The sequence below is a fragment of the Flavobacterium sp. Leaf82 genome (assembly GCF_001422725.1).
Lineage (GTDB): Bacteria > Bacteroidota > Bacteroidia > Flavobacteriales > Flavobacteriaceae > Flavobacterium.
Genome location: NZ_LMMA01000033.1, coordinates 116,958 through 134,206 on the forward strand (window position 1 = coordinate 116,958; position 17,249 = coordinate 134,206).

At 33.2% G+C, this 17,249-nt stretch carries 18 protein-coding genes; all 18 read right to left on the reverse strand.

Annotated elements, in window-relative coordinates:
* Position 1: 1 nt before the first annotated feature.
* Positions 2-1,321, reverse strand: coding sequence for a TolC family protein (locus ASF10_RS18740; protein WP_056252544.1), 1,320 nt, complete (start codon positions 1,319-1,321; stop codon positions 2-4).
* Complete coding sequence (locus tag ASF10_RS18745; protein WP_056252546.1) at positions 1,311-1,940, reverse strand: TetR/AcrR family transcriptional regulator; 630 nt, start codon at positions 1,938-1,940, stop codon at positions 1,311-1,313. Before ASF10_RS18745 ends, ASF10_RS18740 begins: the two co-directional genes overlap by 11 nt.
* Positions 1,941-2,074: 134 nt before the next feature.
* On the reverse strand, positions 2,075-3,757 hold the full coding sequence (locus ASF10_RS18750; protein WP_056252549.1) for a M1 family metallopeptidase: 1,683 nt from the start codon (positions 3,755-3,757) through the stop codon (positions 2,075-2,077).
* Between the two features lie 222 nt (positions 3,758-3,979).
* Positions 3,980-4,741: a tryptophan synthase subunit alpha gene (gene trpA, locus ASF10_RS18755; RefSeq protein WP_056252552.1), complete on the reverse strand. Its 762-nt coding sequence runs from the start codon at positions 4,739-4,741 to the stop codon at positions 3,980-3,982.
* A 137-nt stretch (positions 4,742-4,878) separates the two neighbouring features.
* Positions 4,879-5,616, reverse strand: a complete 738-nt coding sequence (locus tag ASF10_RS18760) for a carbon-nitrogen hydrolase family protein (protein ID WP_056252557.1) — start codon at positions 5,614-5,616, stop codon at positions 4,879-4,881.
* 11 nt (positions 5,617-5,627) lie between these two features.
* Positions 5,628-5,948 (reverse strand): gamma-glutamylcyclotransferase family protein, encoded by a 321-nt coding sequence (locus ASF10_RS18765; protein ID WP_056252561.1) that lies wholly within the window; start codon positions 5,946-5,948, stop codon positions 5,628-5,630.
* Positions 5,949-6,094: 146 nt separating this feature from the next.
* Positions 6,095-7,276, reverse strand: coding sequence for a tryptophan synthase subunit beta (gene trpB / locus ASF10_RS18770; protein WP_055095721.1), 1,182 nt, complete (start codon positions 7,274-7,276; stop codon positions 6,095-6,097).
* An 11-nt stretch (positions 7,277-7,287) separates the two neighbouring features.
* Positions 7,288-7,911 carry a phosphoribosylanthranilate isomerase gene (locus ASF10_RS18775; protein WP_056252564.1) on the reverse strand — a complete coding sequence of 208 codons (624 nt, stop codon included), beginning with the start codon at positions 7,909-7,911 and terminating at the stop codon, positions 7,288-7,290.
* Positions 7,912-8,070: 159 nt separating this feature from the next.
* On the reverse strand, positions 8,071-8,850 hold the full coding sequence (gene trpC, locus ASF10_RS18780) for an indole-3-glycerol phosphate synthase TrpC (protein ID WP_056252565.1): 780 nt from the start codon (positions 8,848-8,850) through the stop codon (positions 8,071-8,073).
* 48 nt (positions 8,851-8,898) lie between these two features.
* On the reverse strand, positions 8,899-9,891 hold the full coding sequence (gene trpD, locus ASF10_RS18785) for an anthranilate phosphoribosyltransferase (RefSeq protein ID WP_056252567.1): 993 nt from the start codon (positions 9,889-9,891) through the stop codon (positions 8,899-8,901).
* A gap of 95 nt (positions 9,892-9,986) precedes the next feature.
* Positions 9,987-10,391 (reverse strand): GNAT family N-acetyltransferase, encoded by a 405-nt coding sequence (locus ASF10_RS18790; protein WP_056252570.1) that lies wholly within the window; start codon positions 10,389-10,391, stop codon positions 9,987-9,989.
* Between the two features lie 148 nt (positions 10,392-10,539).
* On the reverse strand, positions 10,540-11,106 hold the full coding sequence (locus tag ASF10_RS18795; RefSeq protein WP_056252572.1) for an anthranilate synthase component II: 567 nt from the start codon (positions 11,104-11,106) through the stop codon (positions 10,540-10,542).
* Positions 11,107-11,192: 86 nt separating this feature from the next.
* Positions 11,193-11,636, reverse strand: coding sequence for a hypothetical protein (locus ASF10_RS18800; protein WP_056252575.1), 444 nt, complete (start codon positions 11,634-11,636; stop codon positions 11,193-11,195).
* 209 nt (positions 11,637-11,845) lie between these two features.
* Positions 11,846-13,246, reverse strand: coding sequence for an anthranilate synthase component I family protein (locus ASF10_RS18805; RefSeq protein ID WP_056252577.1), 1,401 nt, complete (start codon positions 13,244-13,246; stop codon positions 11,846-11,848).
* Positions 13,247-13,546: 300 nt separating this feature from the next.
* Positions 13,547-14,824 (reverse strand): hypothetical protein, encoded by a 1,278-nt coding sequence (locus ASF10_RS18810; protein ID WP_056252579.1) that lies wholly within the window; start codon positions 14,822-14,824, stop codon positions 13,547-13,549.
* A 201-nt stretch (positions 14,825-15,025) separates the two neighbouring features.
* Positions 15,026-15,592: a YceI family protein gene (locus ASF10_RS18815; RefSeq protein ID WP_056252582.1), complete on the reverse strand. Its 567-nt coding sequence runs from the start codon at positions 15,590-15,592 to the stop codon at positions 15,026-15,028.
* A 32-nt stretch (positions 15,593-15,624) separates the two neighbouring features.
* A complete protein-coding gene (locus ASF10_RS18820) occupies positions 15,625-16,257 on the reverse strand; it encodes an NAD(P)H-dependent oxidoreductase (RefSeq protein ID WP_056252585.1) in 633 nt (210 codons plus the stop codon).
* Between the two features lie 5 nt (positions 16,258-16,262).
* On the reverse strand, positions 16,263-16,724 hold the full coding sequence (locus tag ASF10_RS18825; protein WP_056252588.1) for a MarR family winged helix-turn-helix transcriptional regulator: 462 nt from the start codon (positions 16,722-16,724) through the stop codon (positions 16,263-16,265).
* Positions 16,725-17,249: the final 525 nt, after the last annotated feature.

Sequence of the window (17,249 nt, forward strand, 5' to 3'; positions counted from 1 at the left end):
ATTATATTTTAGAAAGATTGAATGATTGTGATAATTGTCCTGATACGGATAGTAATTCGTAATATTTTTGAATAATAGTTGCTTTAGACACTGCAGTATTGATTTTAGCGCTTAGTTGTTCAACATCAGCTTCTACCAAATCGTTTGTATCTGCTAGGCCATTGTCAAATTTATCTTTTACAAGTCTGTAATTTTCAGATGCTTGTTGGAGTGCTTCGTCATAAACTACGCTTTGATTAATAGCCAAGTCATAATCTTCAATAGATTTTTGAACCTCAACTTTAATACGATCTGTCATTACGGCTTCTGTATTTTTAACTTCCAGAGCTCTGCTTTCAGCTTGTCTGACGTGAGCACTATTTTTGTAGATTCCGGATATGTCATACGTTAAACCTAATCCAAAGTTCATCGCATATTTTACAGTAATAATGTCTTTAAGATCTAAAGCAGTATAACCACCAAGTAACGCTAGCGTAGGATAGTATCCTGCTTTTGCCACTTTAATATTTGCTTCTGAAGCTTTTTGTTGAAAACGAATTGCTTCCAAATCTTTTCTGTTTTCAAGTGCTAACAAATCTGATGTTGGTGCATTACTTGTTTTCAAATTAAAGAAATCACTTTCATTAACCTGAAGTTTTGTGCTTGGATCCAGTTTAAGTAAAGTAGTAAGATAGAAGTTGATATTATTAAGTTTGTTATTAGCCTCATCAATAGATAACTGCGTTTTTGAAACTAATAATTGTGATTTTAATAAATCATTTCTTGGAATGATTCCGTTTTTCTCTAATTCAGTAAAATCAGTAACACGCTGTTTAGCGCTTTTTTGATTTTCATTTAAAACATCTAATGTTTTTTGAGCCTTATATAAAGCAGTATAATAAGTAATAACTCTTAAAGCAACATCTTCTTTTGTTTTAGCAGCATTAGCATTTTCGGCTTCATATAAGTTATCATATGCGTCGATGCTATTCTGAATTTTAAATCCTGCAAAAAGAGGTAAACTTAAATTTGCCATTCCAATCATTGCTCTGTCCGGAGAAGCCAGAGATCCACTTTCTCCCTGATTTGGCATATCAATCGACGCTTTCGTTAGGCGTTGATATTGTCCTGAAACTTTAATATCAGGATATTGATTATTTCTAACCTCCTGGGATTCGTATTTTTTTGTGTTTACCTTAGTAGTGGCAAGAGTAACTTCGTTACTTTTTTCCCAAGCCATTTTTACGGCTTCGTCTAAGGTTAAACTTGTTTTTTCTTGTGCTTCTATTGACGAAATTCCAATAAAGAAAATCCCAAAGAGCATTAATTGATTAATTTTCATAAACAAGTAGAGCTTTTATAGTTTGTTGAATGTGCTTTGTAAGACTGGTTTTAATATAATCATTGTACAATGCGTCTGTTTTTAGATTCAATAATTCTTCGAAGAAAGGTTTATTCATATGAAAGTGAAAAAAGGTTCCAATTATAGTTGGTGTAATAAGCGGAATGATAACGTCTTTCCTGAAAACACCTTTTAACTGACCTTGCGTAATAATACTTTCAACAGATTTTAAATTTCCTTTTTTTAATTCTGTAAAAGCTGCCATGCTTTTTTCTCTGTTTTTTGAGTTCAGTTCAAAATGTAAAACCCTGAAAATTCCTTTGTTACAGCTAATTCTATTAATGTAAATTTCGATTAATTTATTGACTTTTTCAATAGGTTCGAGATTTTCCTGTAATAAATTTTCAAGTTGTAATTTTAAATCTGATGTTTTGTAGATAATTAAAGCCTCAAGCAACCTTTCTTTAGAACCAAAATAATACGAAACCATTGCAATATTTATTTTTGCATGTTTAGAGATATCCCGTATAGATGTACCCTCAAATCCTTTTTCAGAAAATAGCTTTTCAGCAACCTCAAGAATCTGAATTTTTTTATCGTTAAATTCGAAGTTTGACATGGTATTGTTTCTAATCGGGTACAAAATTAAACAAGCGTTTAATTTAAACAGTTGTTTAATTTTATTTTAACATAATTTTAACAGAAAACCATGTAGTTATTTTGCCTGCTGTTTTTATCTAATTTGTACCGTGATTAGTTGATTTTACTGGTGGTTATATAAAAATTGATGTCAATTTTTAAAGGATTCGTTTCAATTTGTTCATCAGTCTTTAGTGTTTTCCAGGTTGTTGTGGGATAGATCAAAACGTCTTTAGTCCAGTTTGTTTTAATAGGCATAGTAAACTTTTCGTTGCAGTTTGTATATCGATATATCAAATTGCCATTGTTTAGTTTATATTCAAAAACAGGAATATTTTTAGTTCGTAGATATTGGTCAAACAAGTATTTAAAATCAATTCCTGATGATGAACTTATATAATTTTCAATTTCATTTGTTGTAACAACTTTGTGATAGAAAGTACGATTTAAACCGTTTAAGATTTCCAGAAATTTTGAATCGTCATTGATAATCGTTTTAATCATGTGTAAAATTGCCCATCCTTTTACATAATTATCCTGACTTCCATCTTCATTTATTCCATATCGTGCAATAATGGGTTTATCGTTTTCTATTGTTCTAAATCTGCCTGCCATAAATTCATTTCCAGCCTGTTTTCCTGAAATATCAGCAATAACAAGCTCTTCTGCCAGACCTGCAAAACCTTCCTGAATCCATCTGTCAGCAATATCAATTGCGGTAATATTATTACCAAACCATTCATGTGCCATTTCGTGCACAATAATTTTATCTGTTTTTTTACCCCAGCCAGTATTAGAAATGTCTCCGCCTTTTTTATTAGTTCCTTTTTTGTATGAACTTCCATAGGCAATTGCGCTTTGATGCTCCATCCCAATATAAGGCGCATCGACCATTTTAAATCCGTCCTCATAAAAAGGGTAGGGACCATACCAATGCTCTAAGGATTTCATTGTTGTATTCACTTCAGGAATCATGTGGTTTTCAGCTTTCTGTTTGTTGTAATCCAAAACCCAGTAATCCATAGTTAGCTTTCCTTTTTTACCATTATAAACCTGGCTGATATTTACATATTTACCCACATAAAATGAAATTGCATAATGGCTTATTGGGTTTTTAACTTCCCATCTATACGTTGAAGTATTATTAGCATTTTTAATTTTGTTTTTTAAGCGTCCGTTTGCAATCGCAATTAGCGTATCAGGAACTGTAATAGAAATTGAGGCTCCTTTATCAGGTTCATCATACATCGTGTTTTTGCAGGGGTACCATAAACTGGCGCCTTTATATTGACAGGCAACCGAAATCCAGGGACGATTTAGGGAATCTTTTGCCCAAACTAATCCACCATCCCAAGGAGGTTTAATAGATTCTGTGGGCTTACCGGAATAATAAATGGTGATTTTATTTTTTTTGGAAGTTTGATTTTGAGGTAATTTCAAATACCAAATATTCTGATCTTGTGTATAATCGACTTTTTTACCTTTTTGAAATACACTGTCAATTTTAAGCGGACTTACTAAATCAATCTGCATTCGAGGAGAATGCTTTTTGTTTGTAACGTTATATTCAATTACATTTTTTCCTGTTATCGTTTTATTATTATAATCAGGATTAATACTTAAATCGTAATACTGAATATCCCACCAAATTCTTTCCGGAGTAATAGAACCATTAAGTGTATCTTGCTTAGTTGGAATTCTTAAAGGTTTATTTTCCTGTGCCTGAAGAGAGTAAAATACCAAATTGAGAATAAAAAGAAAACATGTTCTTTTATTAATTATAAAATATATCAGCATACACGGATTTTTTTAAAATTATAAAATCCGTGTAAATTACATTTTAATTACTGAATACTTTCAATAAGCTCTCTTATTTTTCTGTTGTGATTTTATTTATTCCTGTAAGCAAATTATTTTTATTGGGAACGAAAAAGAATATTATCGAATGTATTTAACGATAGTATTTTCTTTGATGTTTGATAATCCCATGTCTGATTTATTTAATCTGAATCAAATAAATTATCGAATCTCACCCACAAACTGCTCAATTTTACCAGAACCGCTTTCACTTAAATGTTTAATAAAAGCACTACCAATAATAGCTCCTTTTGCAAATTTGGTCGCCTGATTAAAAGTTTCCTTGTTCGAAATACCAAAACCAATAATTTGTGGATTTTTAAGATTCATGTTTGAAATTCTTTCGAAATAATCTTCCTGAACGTTTCCAAAACCAGATTGAGAACCAGTAACACTTGCAGAACTTACCATATAAATAAATCCGTTTGAAACGCTGTCGATAAAACGAATACGTTCGTCAGAAGTTTGTGGTGTAATCAGGAATACATTGATTAATCCGTATTTTTCAAAAATTGCTTTGTATTCGTCAGCATAAACGTCAACCGGTAAATCTGGAATAATTAAACCATCTATACCAATTTCGGCACATTTTTTACAAAATTCTTCCACTCCGTATTGCAACATTGGATTGAAATATCCCATAATAATCAACGGAATTTTTACGCTTTCGCGGATGTTCTTAAGCTGATCGAAAAGAATTTGAGTCGTCATTCCGTTATGAAGCGCTTGTGTAGAACTTGCCTGAATTGTTGGTCCATCTGCCAATGGATCACTAAAAGGCAGACCAATTTCGATTAAGTCAACGCCGTTTTTTTCTAAATCCTGAATGATTTGAACCGTATCATTCAAATTAGGATATCCTGCAGAAAAATAGATAGAAAGTATCTTTTTATCTTCTTGTAATTTTTGAGTTATTCTGTTCATTTTAATATCTTTTATTTCCTGTCAGGTTTCCAAAACCTGTTAGGTATGTTAAGTTTTGTTTTGCCACAGATTAATTGATTTTCACTGATTACTATTGAAAATTTGTTTTAATCTGTGAAATCTGTGGTATTGTTTTTTTAATTATTTACAATTTTACCTGACCAATTATCATTTTGATTTTCGATCAATAATAATCCGGAATCTGAATGATTCATTTGTGCAATTAATTCTCCTTTGTTATTCCAGAAAGCACTTTGTCCTGCCGAAGGATATCCCCAGGATTCGCCACTGAAATTCGACATCAAGACATTCATTTTATGTTTTTGTGCATAATTCTGTAAATCCCGATACGCATTCGGAATTCCGTTTGGTGAAAAGAAAATGCTGGCAATGTAAATATCAGTTTCTCTTTTGCAGGCATTTTCCGGATGCAGGTGATTATCGATATCAGCGCAAATGGCAAATGAAATTTTTTGGTTTTCAATAGTAATCATCGGATTATAATTGAATGAAGATTGGAAAAATTCGTCTTCGCCTTCATGCAAAAATTGCTTCGTATAGATTTCAACTGAATTGTCAGGAGAAATTACAAATTCACCAATAAACATTTCTGAATCTATTTGAATTGGCGCACCGGCAATAATTACAATATTGTTTTCGACAGCCAATTTTTTTAAATGATCTAATCTTGAATCATCCTTTTTTAAAATCAATTGATGCGCATTTTCTCTTTCATAACCTGTAAGGGACATTTCCGGAAATGCAATTAATTGTGCTTTATTTTGCACAGCCAATTCTATAAGGCGATAATGATCTAATAAATTAGCTTCAATATCTCCTCGTTTTGGTTTTGTTTGTGCAGCAGCTAAGATCATTTTTACTTCAATTATTTATTTTCTATATAAACCCATGCAACAGCTCCGGACTTTAACGTAACCTGAACTCTTTTGTATGAATTAGATTCGAATATATCAACTTTGGCTAAATCTGTAGCCGAAATATCAAAAGCAACGCCGTGTATAGGATCTGAAGAATCTGCGCTTGGTACAGCTACAACATAATCTGCCATTCCAAATTCTTCTTCAATTTGCAGACTTTTTAGTTTATAACCCAGCAGTTGGTCACGAGTTCCAGTCAGAACTTTATTAAAAAGCTGCATTTGAATTTGTTTTGACCTTAATGTTCCGTAAGAAAATAATTTTTCCATAATTGTTATCTTTCTCGTTGTTGTTTTTTGCGTTAGGGATAGAAGCGATATCTCCCGATTTAGAAAAACAAGGCTTTTTAGCCGTAGTTTTTGTTAATTGGGAATTTAGCGGATAGCCCGGACCGCAGGTAACGCCCAAATTAATCTTATAATTTAAAATAATCGATATAATTGTCTAAATCTTTGTCGCCTCGACCGGAAAGACTGATTACTACAATATCTGTTGGTTTAAATTTCTTTTGATCTAAAACTGCAAAAGCATGTGCACTCTCAATTGCCGGAATAATTCCTTCTAGTTTTGTAAGCTGTAAACCCGCATTCATAGCATCATCATCAGTCACAGAGAAAAATTCGCCACGACCAGTTTGCGCCAAATGTGCGTGCATTGGTCCAACTCCGGGATAATCAAGACCTGCAGAAATAGAATATGGCTCTGTAATTTGCCCGTCAGGAGTTTGCATTAAAAGGGTTTTACAACCGTGAATAACGCCTACTTTTCCTAATTTGCTGGTTGCGGCACTATGACCGCTGTCAACACCTTTTCCGGCAGCTTCAACAGCTATAATTCCAACTTCTGGTTCGTGCAAAAAGTGATAATAAGTTCCTGCAGCATTACTTCCGCCACCAATACAAGCAACTACATAATCAGGATTTTCTCGTCCTTCTTTTTCCTTTAACTGCCATTTTATTTCTTCAGAAATTACACTCTGAAAACGTGTCACCATATCCGGATAAGGATGCGGTCCAATTGCAGATCCAATGATATAATGGGTGTCAACTGGGTTATTGATCCAATCTCTAATCGCTTCGTTTGTAGCATCTTTTAGCGTTCTTGAACCTGAAAGAGCGGGACGAACCTCAGCGCCCAGCATTTTCATACGCGCTACGTTTGGTGCCTGACGCGCAATGTCGATTTCGCCCATATAAACAATACATTCCATTCCCATAAGCGCACAAACCGTTGCAGTTGCAACTCCGTGTTGACCAGCGCCAGTTTCGGCAATAATTCTCTTTTTGCCCAAACGTTTCGCAACTAATATTTGCCCAATTGTGTTGTTTACTTTATGTGCTCCGGTATGGTTTAAGTCTTCTCTTTTTAAGTAAACTTTGGTGTTGTATTTTTCAGATAATCGCTTGGCAAAATATAGCGGACTAGGACGTCCAACATAATCTTTTAGCAATTGGTCAAACTCGGCTTTAAAATCTGGCTCACTTGTTATTTTTAAATAATTCTGGCGTAATTCTTCTACATTTGGATAGAGCATTTCAGGAATGTAAGCTCCTCCAAATTCTCCGTAATATCCTTTTTCATTGACGTTAAAATTCATTTTTTGAAATTTTAAAGGTTGACAATTTCAAGTTTTCGCTTGAAATTGGTTAATAAATTTTTATTTTTTAATCCAGATTCGATTTCAAATTTACTATTTACATCAATAGCATAAACAGGTAATTTTAAATTTTTAATCGCTGCTATTTCTTCTATTCCAATACCGCCGCTTAAGAAAAAGGGTTTATCAGATTTATAATTTTTTAATATTTTCCAATCGAATGTTGTTCCGTTTCCTCCCGGTAATTTTCCTTTAGTGTCAAACAGGAAATAATCACAAACATTTTCGAACGGTTTGAGAACCTCAAAATCAAAATCGTCCCCAACTGAAAATACTTTTATAATTTCGACTTTCTTACTGATTTTATTTTTTAATTCTTTACAATATTCAACAGATTCATCTCCGTGTAACTGAACCGCTTGTAAATTGTGTTGTTTTATTTTTTCTATGATATTCTCAACAGATTCATTTACAAAAACACCAGTTTTTTTGATCGTTTTTATAAGTTCAGGAATCGTTCCGGTAAAATATCGGGCAGATTTCTCATAGAAAATAAATCCCATATAATCGGGTAGGAGCGCTCCTACTTCGAGAATGTTTTCGGGATATTTCATGCCGCAAATTTTGAGTTTCATTGTTTTTATTTTTTTACCGCAAAGGGGCTAAGTTTTTATTTTTTTTGCGCTTATAAATGCTAAGTTCGCAAAGCTTTGTGTTTAGTTTTTGCCGCGAATTACACTAATTTTCACTAATTCAATTCGTGCTAATTTGTGTAATTCGTGGCAAACTTAAAATTACAGCTGGCTAATAAATTCAGTTGCAGCTTGACCGGCGTTGTCGGTTTTCATGAAGTTTTCTCCAATTAAAAATCCACTGTAACCATAAGGTCTTAGTTCAGAAATAGCTTCGATTGATGAGATTCCGCTTTCAGAAACTTTTACAAAATCATCCGGAATTTGTGATGCTAGTTGTTTGCTGAAATCTAAGCTTACTTCGAAAGTTTTTAGGTTTCTGTTGTTTACACCAATCATATCAAGAGTTGGCATAATCGATTTTTCTAATTCTTCCTGATTGTGAACTTCCAATAGCACTTCTAATCCTAGTTTCTTTGCAAATTCAGATAATGATTTGATTTCTTCACGAGTTAAAACCGCTGCGATTAATAAAATTAAATCGGCTCCAAAAGCTTTGGCTTCCAGAATTTGGTATTCATCAACAATAAATTCTTTTCGCAATAGCGGAATATTTACGCTTGCTCTTGCCAAAAGTAAATCATCAAGAGAACCTCCAAAATATTTTCCGTCCGTTAAAACCGAAATTCCGCATGCTCCTGCATTTTCATAGCCTTTTACAACTTCTTCAACTGTAAAACTATGATTGATTACTGATTTTGACGGAGAACGACGTTTATGTTCAGCGATAATTCCGGTTGAGCTTGTTCTTAGTTTTTGACTTAAAGAAATGGTTTCTCTTTCAAAAAATACTGAACTTTCCAATTGTGAAACCGGAATGATCGATTTTTTAAGAACGACTTCTCTTTGTTTATCAAATATTATTTTATCTAAAATATTCATTTTTAAGGTGCTAAGTTTCTAAGGTACTGAGGTACTAAGTTTTTAATTTTAAAGAGATAACTCTTGTAGTTTTTTGAGTGCTTGATGTCCTTTTCCGGAGAATAAGCTTTCTTTTGCCAATTCAAATCCTTCTAGCGGAGAACATTTTGTAACCGTTGCAATTGCCATAGCCGCGTTTGCACAAACCACATTATTTTGTGCTTCAGTTCCTTTTCCGGATAAAATATTGATAAAGATATCAGCCGATTCTTCGATGGTTTTTCCGCCTTCGATTTCGCTTTGAGATAAAAGTCTAACACCAAAATCTTCTGGTTTCAACATTCCTTCCATGTGTGATGTTATCGTTTTGGTTGGACCAGTTAAAGAGATTTCATCATATCCGTCAAGCGAATGTAAAATGGTGAAGTTAATATCGGTATTTTGATATAAATAAGCATACATCCTAGCTAATTCAAGATTGAAAACACCAACTAGCTGATTTTTTGGAAACGACGGATTTACCATTGGTCCTAACATATTAAAGAATGTTTTTACTGCTAATTCTTTACGAATTGGTCCAACATTTTTCATTGCCGGGTGGAATAGGGGAGCGTGCAAAACGCAAATTCCCGCTTTGTCAATACATTCTTCTAAAAATGAAGGATCATTGCTGAATTTAATTCCCATTTTTTCCATTACATTACTTGATCCTGAAATAGAAGAAACACCGTAATTTCCGTGTTTTGCAACTTTTATTCCTGCGCCGGCAGATATAAACGATGCCAAAGTCGAGATATTAAAAGTGTCTTTTCCGTCACCACCAGTTCCGCATAAATCGATTGTATTGTAAGCTGATAAATCAACGCGAACACATAATTCTAATAAAGCTTCGCGAAATCCGGAAAGTTCATCAATGGTAATGCTTCGCATCATAAAAACAGTCAAAAATGCCGAAATTTGGCTTGGATTGTAACTTCCGCTTGAGATATTAATCAATACGTTTTTTGCTTCTTCTTTTGAAAGTACTTCGTGGTTGATTAATTTATTTAGTATGTTTTTCATTTTTTTTAAGGTTCTAAGTTGCTAAGGTTCTGAGTTACTAAGTTTTTTTCTGAAAACTGTAACTGAGACTAAAAACTGCGACTGCGTTTACTTTTTCAATGTTCATCTCCCTGATAAATCCACATGGGCTCTGTTTTTCCGGCTCTTTCAAATCCATTTTTCTTATAGAAATCAACAGATCTTCCGTCGGCGGTTAGCATTTGCATATGAAAGTGACTGTATTTCTCCTGCATTTTATCCATGATCAATTTTCCAATTCCTTTTCCCTGATATTCCGGAAGCACTAATAAATGCGGGTAATAAACCGTTAAGAATCCATCAGAAATTGCATTGCCAAGTCCCACCAATTTCTTTTCTTCCCAAGCCGTAATTAATGTTTCTGAATTTAAAAGAGCATTATATAATTCGTTTGGTTTATTTGCTGAACTCCATTCGTTTGCTTTGTATAAAACCAAAATGTCTTCAATGTTGATTTCTTTAGTTTCTGAAATAGTTATCATTTTTTTGAGTCTTAAAGTCTAAAGTCGAAGGTCTTAAAGTCTTCTGATTTGTGATATTTGTTATTAGATATTTTTTGTTTTAAAGAAGGAAAGAATAAGCTATAATATGGACTTTATGACTTTCGACTTTAAAACTTTTGACTAACATCTAACTATTGATCCAGTTTTCTAAAATTAATTTTCCTTTTGGAGTCAAAACACTTTCCGGATGAAACTGAACCCCTCTTACATCAAAAGTTTTGTGTCTTAGCGACATAATTTGTCCGTTTTCATCTATTGAGGTTGCTTCAAGAACTTCGGGTAAATCTGCGTCAACAACCCAGGAATGGTAACGACCAACTTCGAATTCATTGCCTAAACCTTCGAACAAAATTTCGTCTGAAACTACTGTTTTTACATTTGTTGCAACACCGTGATATACTTTATCAAGGTTTGAAAGTGTTCCTCCAAAAACTTCTCCAATTGCTTGTTGTCCTAAACAAACGCCTAAAATACTTTTTGTTGGTGCATATTTTGCGATTACTGCTTTTAGCAAACCTGCTTCATCCGGAATTCCAGGACCTGGAGAAAGTAGTATTTTATCGAAAGAAGCGATTTCATCAATTTCGAATTCGTCGTTTCTGTAAACAGTAACTTCGCAATTTAAATCTTCTAAATAGTGTACTAAATTATAAGTGAAACTATCGTAATTGTCTATAACTAATATTTTTTTCATGTCTTTTGTTTTGTTTCAGGTTTCAAGTTTTCTTTGTTTCAGGTTTCAACACTTGAAACTTTAAACCAGAAACTTGAAACTATTTTTTATTTTTCTCGAACGTATTTTTCTGTAATAATGCGGTCGATTCCTAATTTTTCTACTTTTTCGATTCCTTTTTGAGTTAGCGTGTCATTTTTAATTTTTACTGTAAACTCAAATTTTCCATTTTCCCATTGACGATTGTTGAAAAACTCGAGATTTTCTGTATAAATACTATCTTTCAAAGTATATTTTCCGCCTCCGCCAAAGAATACTGCATTTGTCGAATCTTTTCCGTTATTTAAATCATGATTGAAAAAAGCAAAATGAGTATCGTTTATAATTTTAATCATTTTTGTTTTGGAATTGAAAGTCGAGAACGTTGAATCTTTTTCTGTTGTTTCTGCTGATATCAAACGCCAGGTTCCAGCTATTGGGATTTCCTTTTTTTCCGAATTACAAGAGGTGATAGTAATGATTAAAACTAAAATTGAAATTGCTTTTTTCATGATTTATGGTTTTGTGGTTTTTATGGTTTGTTTGTTAATTGTTTCAGATCTTGCTAATCTTTGTTCCGACGGTTGAAACCGTCGGCTATGTTTATATAGATTATTTTTTAAACCTTGCCCGAGGTTTCAACCTCGGAAGACATATTGCATCTCATTCTATGTCCCTGCGACTGCGACTGATCCCGATAGCTATCGGGAGTGACTAAATACTAAATCTTCTCCGCCATTTCAAGTGCTGTATTCAATGCTCTTAATTTATTATACACTTCCTGCATTTCGCTTTCTTCGTCTGAACTTGCTACGATTCCTGCTCCTGCCTGAGAATGTAACTGATGGTTTTTACTAAGGAAAGTTCGAATCATAATCGCGTGATTAAAGTTGCCTTCAAAATCCATGAAGCCAATTGCACCGCCGTAAAAATTACGATTTGTTTTTTCGTAATCTTCTATCAATTGCATTGCTCTGTGTTTTGGAGCACCGCTTAAAGTTCCTGCCGGAAAAGTGTCTGCAACAACCTGCATTGTTGTAGCTTTTTCATGTAAATGTCCAGTAACTTTAGAAACCAAGTGAATTACATGCGAGAAAAACTGAACTTCTCTGTATTTCTCTACATTTACATCATGTCCGTTACGACTTAAATCGTTTCTCGCCAAATCGACTAACATTACGTGTTCGCTGTTTTCTTTTTTATCTTCAGAAAGTTGTTTGGCCAAAACTGCGTCATGCTCATCATTTCCGGTTCTTTTAAAAGTTCCTGCGATTGGGTGAATCTCGGCTTTTCTGTTTTTTACGATAATTTGTGCTTCGGGCGAAGACCCAAATATTTTGAAATCTCCATAATCAAAAAAGAACAAATAAGGAGATGGATTTATACTTCTTAAAGCTCTGTAAACGTTGAATTCATCACCTTTAAATCCTTGTGTAAAACGACGTGATAATACCAATTGAAACACGTCTCCGCGGAAACAGTGTTTTTTGGCTAAAGCCACATTGTGTTTAAATTCTTCATCTGTTAAGTTAGAGAAACCTTCGCCTTCTTTAGTGAATTTATATGAGGCAATATTTCTGGATTGTAGCAATTGCTCAATTTCGGCAATATTGTTTCTTCCGTCTACACTATGGCAAAAAATGTATGCCTCATTTTTGAAGTGATTAATAGCAATAATGTTTTGGTAAACTGCATAAAAGACATCTGGGATTAAAGTTGCACTATCTTTTTTAGCGATTGAAACCTTCTCGAAATAGCGAACCGCATCGTAAGAAATATATCCAAATAAACCATTGTTGATGAATTTAAAATCATTTTTCTCTGACTTAAACTGGCTTGAAAACTTCTGAATTACCTCAGGGATATCTGTCGAAGCATCAATGGCAATTTGCTCTGTTGATCCGTCAGGAAAAGTTTTGGAGATAATTTCGTTTTCAATTTTAATTGTCGCAATCGGATTACAGCAGATATACGAGAAACTATTGTCATTGCCATGATAATCACTACTTTCTAATAATAGACTATTTGGAAATTTATCTCTGATTTTAAAATAAGTACTTACCGGCGTAATCGTATCTGCCAGAATTTGTTTGTAATGTGTGTTGAGTATAAATGGTTTCAAAGTATGTTGTTTTTTAATTTATAATATATTTTTCACTTGAGTTTTGGCCAAAAAAAAAGGCTTGTCGTGATGACAAGCCTTTTATATTTTATAGTTTTACAATACCATAGGAAGCTTAGTTCACGACGTTTGACGTAAATTCTTCCACCACCAAGTATTGTTTATTATTGTTTTCATATCTTATTTTGATTTCACAAATATATAAATGTAATTTGAATTACAATACATAAATTGTAAAAAAAATCTTTTATTTATATTCAATTTTGTTAAATTATTTGAATGTTAAATGTTTTTAAATACTTAATTTCCAATTGCCAAAGTATTGTTTTGGTTCATTCTAAAATCAGGATTCCCTTTGATATTAGGCATTGCAAACAATTCACTATTTTTAATTCTGGTAAAATTTATTTCAAAATCAGGATTAGTATAATATTTCTGAATTGTTGGATTAGCTCCTCCGGCTTCACTCGTAATTCCGCCATTACAATTATTAATGATTAAGTTTTTGAATGCGATTTTAGCTAGATTAGCTTCTCCATTTCCAATATTACCTTCCAGCAAAGCAAAAGGAGTAAAGCCGGAAACAATACTATTAGATAAAGTAAAAAAAGTGTCTTCTCTTACATAAACAGATTCTCTAACAAGGCCTTGGTTATTTTCTTCTAAATTTACCAAAGTAATATTGCTGGCATTTATTTTAGTCAATTTTTTAGTCATATCCGTATTTCCTATTTTATCATAAGAATCTACTTCAAAACATCTGGATCCTGAAACATCAGAAGAAAATGGGTGACGAATAGCAATGCTGTTATTTATATTAATCTGAGCTCCTTGTGTAAAATCGAAGTCATCATCTGTAGTTCTGTAAGAAACAAGATTGTTCATATTCAAATCTCCGCCATAACATTCGAAAGAATCATCGTTTGAAAAACTAATCTGGATATTACTCAAAACTGTTTTTCTGCCAACACCCGCTAACGAAAGTCCGTTAAGTTCCTTTGCAGCACTTAATTTTCTACCGGAATACTCAATACGAACATATTTTAAAATTCCTGAATTATCTTCGGCATCCTGACCCCCGTAATGATTTAACATTGGTTCTAGATCAAAAGGTAATGTGTGTACGCCACCAATAGTATTTATTGGCGCTTTTCCAAGTATAATGATTCCGCCCCAATCTCCTGGTTTTCTATCTGCAATTTCTTTGTTTGAAGTAAAAACAATTGGATCAGTTTCTAAACCTTCGGCCACAATTTTTGAACCGTTTGTGATAACAAGCGTTCCACAAGTTTTATCGTCGCCGCGAATAACTGTTCCCGGTTCTATGGTTAAAACGGCATTTTTAGTTACATAAACAACTCCAACTAATTGATAAGTATTGCGTTTTGTTAATCTGGTATCTTTATCAATTGTTCCTGCAATAATGTTTGTAGCTTCGCTATATTCAGTGTTGGCTGGCTTAAAATTGGTCCAGTTGCCCATCCAGTTCGTGTTACCTATAATTCCTTTAGGTTGTTGAGCTTGTATAAATAAAGTGCTTAGAAGAGTAATAATGACAATACATGTTTTTGTTTTCATAACTATGATTTTGAATTTCTAGTTTTGTTTTTTAATTACCCCAAAATTAGAAGCCGAATGTTAATCAAAGTCCTGTATGTTGTTACGAAAGCGTTATGTGATTGTTAAGGAGGTTATGTTTTTGAAAATAAATAAAAAAAGAAACCCCAATAGTTAGTGAACTATTGGGGTTTTCTTGTTAAGAATTAGTAAGTCTTAAAATTAGAATTTTAAAGCTACAGCTAATTCAAAATCGTCATTGATAGTTTTGTCTCCTAAGTTTTCGAAGAAGTTACCAGAGTTGTATTTGATATCGTATTTAGTTCTGTCAACTTTGAAAGCAGTAGTTGCAGTGTTTCCAGCTACAGTAATGTCAAAAGTTACTGGTTTAGTAATTCCTTTGATAGTTAAGTCAGCAGTAACTGTATATACGTCAGTTGCTTTAGCTCCGATAGTTTTGAAAACTAATTTTGCAGTTGGGAATTTATCAGTTCCAAAGAAATCGTCAGCTTTCAAGTGACCATTCAATTTTCCTTGGTATTCTCCAGTTAAATCAGTAGAAGTTAAAGAAGTCATATCAACAGTGAAAGATCCACCAGTTAATTTTTTTCCTTTAAAAACTACAGCTCCGTCTTTAAAGTTTACAGTTCCAGAGTGTTCTCCAGTTACTTTTTTACCTACCCATTTGATAGTAGATGCTTTTACGTCGATTTTTTTAGTTTGAGCATTTACTGAAATACTAGCCGCTGCTACGAATAATGCTATTGCAATTGTTTTTAAATTTTTCATGTTGTTTAAAATTGATTTTAGATTAATAATAATTATATAGTGATAAATAATTCTTCGTGAGATTTTCTAACTTTTTTGTAATGTTGAGCGTCGTCCTCATCATGTCTGTAACCAACAGTAGCAATAACTGAAGCGTTTAAACCAAGTTTGTCAAAACCTAGGATTTCATTGAATGCTGCAGGATTAAATCCTTCCATTGGCGTTGCATCGATTTTTAATTCAGCTGCAGCTGCTAATAGTGTTCCTAAAGCGATATAGGTTTGTTTTGCTGTCCAGATATTTTTAGCATCTTGAGATAAATTTGAAATTACTCCATTCATCATGTCAGCAAATCCCCCTAAAGCCTCAACAGGAACTCCTCTTGTTTCGCTGATATTTTTAATATAAGCATCTACAGATTCTGCTCCGGCATTTAAGTCGTTAGCAAAAATAAAAATTTGAGAAGCATCTGTAATTTGAGTTTGTCCGTAAGCAGCAGCTTTTAATTGCTCTCTAATTTCTGGATTTTCTACGATAACAACTTTATAAGGTTGTAATCCGTATGAAGAAGCAGCTAATCTAACAGCTTCTTTTAAAGTATTTAAATCTGCTGAAGAGATTTTTTTAGTCGCATCAAACTTTTTTGTTGCATATCTCCAGTTTAGATTGTCTAATAATGTGCTCATAAATATTAATTTTGTTGGGTTCGGTATTTTTCTAATAATTGATTTAATAATTCTAATTCTTCAGGACTTATATTCTCAGCAAACAAACGCTCATGTTCATCTACTTTTGGATCTAATTCTTTTAACACGTCTAATCCTTTTTGAGTGATCAGAACTTCAATTTTACGTCTGTTACCAGGACAAACATTTCGTGTAACAAAATCCTTTAGTAATAATTTGTCAACTAATCTGGTTGTATTACTCGTTTTAGCCAGCATACGTTCCTGTATGACACACATATTAGCAGGATTTCCTTTTTGTCCTCTTAGTATACGTAACACATTATATTGCTCTCCGGATAAATCATACGGTTTTATCAACTCGTTGAAATGATCCTGAATCACGTTTTGCGTGTACATGATATTCAGAATAACTTTTTTCGCATTATCCATCTTAACTGTACTTTTTATAACCTCTTCAATTGTCATAGTCGTAAGTGTATAATTTGTATATACAAATGTATATCTTTTAATAGTTGTATATACAAATGTCGTGTTAATTTTTTGTTAATTCAAAGAAGGCGAAATAACGAGATAGATAATCTCTATATAATTAGTATAAAAATAGTACAATTTTTTACTTAAAATATTGTCTAATAAATATTTAACGATTGTTTAATAACAATGTTGTCTTTGATGAAATAGAGCTTTAATAAATGTTCAATAAAGTCTGCACTAACCCGACAGGTTTTTAAAACCTGTCGGGTTCATCAGGAATCAGGATGCAGGAATCTAAAATCTAAAATCTAAAATCAGAAATCTAAAATTATAATAGGGGCATGCCACCATCCAGACAAGAGGGCAAAATTACTTTGCGCGTATACGCCCTCTTATCAGGATGCTGTCGGGCTATCCGCACTGCTTCGGCAGTTAGCTTCTATCCCTCATTCGGCTCACGTAAACAAGAAACCCGACAGGCTGTAAAGGCGTGTCGGGTTTAATAGAATAATTTGT